Here is a 3,059-nt window from a genome sequence, read left to right as displayed (position 1 = left end):
GGTGCCGCCGCGGGCGGCTTGGCGCGGGACGCGGGCCGCGTCCCCGATTGGCCGATGGCAGGGATCGCCAGGCACAGCACGAGCGACAGGAAGACGGGAGCGCCGAGCGCGCGGGGGGTAAACGCCATGCCGTCCTGTAGCGCCCCCGGCCGCCGACCGCCAGCGCCGTGCCCGTCGCGCGCGCCGCGCCATCATTTCGTCCCATAGCCGCGCTATCTCAATCACCTGCAAGCGCGGATACGGGCGCGCGGTACGAGCGAACGACGAAGAGTGGAGTGCGAATGCAAGCCGAAGTCAGGGCGAAGACCGGGACCGCGACGGGTCCGGCAATGTGGCGAAATTCTGGTCGTGATCACCGCAGCACCCCCCACCGCACCCCCGATCTGACCGTCATTTCGGGCGCGCCCCGGCCCGGCGCGCCGCTCGCGGCGGAACCCGGCCGGCCGCTGATCATCCGCGTCGGCAAGCATCTGCGCGGCGTGTTCGACCGGCTGATCGCAAGTTCGTCGCTCGTCTCGAACGACCCGGTGCTCGACGTCCGCGACTTCGCCTGGACGCAGCTGCTGCGCGAGCATTGGCGCGATATCCGTGACGAGGCGGTCGCGGTCGCCTTGCGCGGCGAGGCCTCGCCCAGCCTCGCGACGATCTCGCCCGATCACCGCGCGATCGCCGAGATCAACAAGTGGCGCTCGTTCTTCCTCTGGGGCTATGGCTATCCGATCGACGAGAATCTGGTGCGCTGCCCGCGCACGCGCGATCTCGTCGCGCAGATCCCGGGGCTCAACAGCGCCTTCTTCTCGATCCTCGCGCCGGGCACGCACATCCCCGAGCATCGCGGCGTGACCAAGGGGCTGATCACCTGTCACCTCGGCCTGATCGTGCCGCGCGACGGCGACGTCCGGATGCGCGTCCACGACCGCACCGTGCGCTGGTCGGAGGGCGAGACGCTGGTGTTCGACGACACCTACGACCACGCGGTCTGGAACGACACGAGCGGCACGCGCGTCGTCCTGCTCATCCAGTTCGAGCGCCCGCTGCGCAATCCGGGCAAGTGGATCGCCGACGCCTTCCTGAACGTCGTCCGCCGCTCCGCCTTCGTCCAGGACGCGGTCCGCAACATCAGCGACTGGAACGCCGCGGTGAAACAGCTCGACGTCTGACGGCATCCGGCCGCTCAAACGCTATGCCGGTGCCAAGGAAGAGTTTGCTTGATCCCTCCGCCCCCCGTCGCCACATGCACCCCATGCTGATCGAAACGGAATCCACCCCGAACCCCGCGACGTTGAAGTTCCTGCCGGGACGCACCGTCATGGAGTCCGGCACCCGCGACTTCGCCACCCCCGAGGAGGCCGAGGCGAGTTCGCTCGCCGATGCGATCTTCCGGCTCGGCGACGTGACCGGCGTGTTCTTCGGGCGCGACTTCGTCTCGGTGACCGCCGCGCCCGGCGTCGCCTGGTCGGATCTGAAGCCCGACGTGCTGGCGATCATGCTCGACCACTTCTCCGCCGCGATGCCGCTGTTCCGCCCCGCGAGCGCAGGCTTCTCGGTGCCGTCCGACGATACCGTGCTGACCGACGACCCCGCCGATGCCGATATCGTCGCGCAGATCCGTGACCTGATCGAGACGCGCGTCCGCCCCGCGGTCGCCAATGACGGCGGCGACATCGTCTATCGCGGCTTCGACAAGGGCAAGGTGTTCCTCCAGCTCCAAGGCGCGTGCGCCGGCTGCCCCTCGTCGAGCGCGACGCTCAAGAACGGCATCGAGCAGCTGCTGAAATACTACGTCCCCGAAGTCACCGAAGTGCGCGCCGTCTGATGACCCCGCGCGGTCCGCAGCCCGACGCCGTGCTCGACGCGATCTTCCGCGAGGCGCGCAGCTATAACGGCTATACCGATCGCCCGGTCGCGACGGCCGATCTGCATGCGATCTGGGACCTGATGAAATGGGGTCCGACGTCCGCCAACCAGCTGCCCGCGCGGCTGGTCTGGTGCGTCAGCGACGAGTCCAAGCAGAAGCTTGCCGACGCGTGCAGCGCGCAGAACCAGCCCAAGATCCTGAACGCCCCCGTCTCGGTGATCATCGGCATGGACACTGACTTCCACGAGCATCTACCCGAGCTGTTCCCGCACGCCGATGCGAAGTCCTGGTTCACGGGCAGCGCCGAACTGCGCGCGGCATCCGCGTTCCGCAATTCGACGCTGCAGGGCGCCTATTTCATCATCGCCGCGCGGATGCTCGGGCTCGATACCGGGCCGATGTCGGGGTTCGACGCGGACAAGGTCGATGCCGCGTTCTTCGCCGACACGCCTGCGGTCCGCACCAATTTCATCGCGACGCTCGGCTATGGCGACCCCGCGACGATCTTCGCCAGGTCGCCACGCCCCGACTTCGCGAAGTTCAACAGCATCGCCTGACATGACGCCCTCTTCCCGGAGGGGAGAGGGACTAAAGATATGCGCACGCTGATCATAGAGACGTCCACCGCCGCCTGTTCGGTCGCGCTCGCTGATGACGGCGTGATCGTCGCGCGGACGCATGACGTCGTCGGGCGCGGCCATGCCGAACGGCTCGTGCCGATGATCGCCGCGCTGCCCGGCGGCGGCCGCGCCGACCGCATCCTCGTTGATGTCGGCCCCGGCAGCTTCACCGGCGTCCGCGTCGGCATCGCCGCCGCGCGCGGCCTCGCGCTCGGCTGGTCGGCGACGGTCACCGGCTTCTCGTCGCTGCCTTTGGTCGCCGCGGCGGGATTCGACGATCGCTTAACCGATGATATTGCAGTAGTTTTAGAGGGCGGGCATGGCGAGGTCTTCATGCAGTGCTTTGCCGCCGATCTGTCGCCGCGCACCGACATGGTGTCGCTGAAGCCCGACGCGGCGCTCGCGGCGCTGGCGGGGCGGCGCGCGGTCGGCAATGGCGTGCGCTGGCTTGCCGCACTCGCCGATGATCTCGACCTGACCGAGGCGCTGCCCGATGCGGGCGCCGCGATCCTGTTGCCCGAGACACTCACCGCGCTGCCGCCCGTCCCGATCTACGGCCGCGCGCCCGATGCGAAGCCCGC

General features: G+C 68.8%; 4 protein-coding genes. All 4 read left to right on the top strand.

The genetic code is table 11. The features are described 5' to 3' along the window. Positions 1-329: 329 nt before the first annotated feature. Positions 330-1,160 (top strand): aspartyl/asparaginyl beta-hydroxylase domain-containing protein, encoded by an 831-nt coding sequence (locus sphsw_RS11880; RefSeq protein ID WP_235188377.1) that lies wholly within the window; start codon positions 330-332, stop codon positions 1,158-1,160. Between the two features lie 83 nt (positions 1,161-1,243). Next, positions 1,244-1,816 (top strand): NifU family protein, encoded by a 573-nt coding sequence (locus tag sphsw_RS11875; protein WP_031396534.1) that lies wholly within the window; start codon positions 1,244-1,246, stop codon positions 1,814-1,816. Next, positions 1,816-2,415 carry a malonic semialdehyde reductase gene (locus sphsw_RS11870; protein ID WP_031440804.1) on the top strand — a complete coding sequence of 200 codons (600 nt, stop codon included), beginning with the start codon at positions 1,816-1,818 and terminating at the stop codon, positions 2,413-2,415. The genes sphsw_RS11875 and sphsw_RS11870 overlap by 1 nt, the downstream gene beginning before the upstream one ends. Before the next feature lie 39 nt (positions 2,416-2,454). After that, a partial coding sequence (gene tsaB / locus sphsw_RS11865) for a tRNA (adenosine(37)-N6)-threonylcarbamoyltransferase complex dimerization subunit type 1 TsaB (protein ID WP_031440803.1) occupies positions 2,455-3,059 on the top strand: 605 nt, incomplete at its 3' end.

The organism is Sphingomonas sp. FUKUSWIS1, from assembly GCF_000733135.1.
In the GTDB taxonomy this organism is placed as follows: Bacteria; Pseudomonadota; Alphaproteobacteria; order Sphingomonadales; family Sphingomonadaceae; genus Sphingomonas; species Sphingomonas aerolata.
The sequence above is the reverse complement of the archived record's forward strand: the minus strand, read 5'-3'. Positions and strand labels throughout refer to the sequence as shown.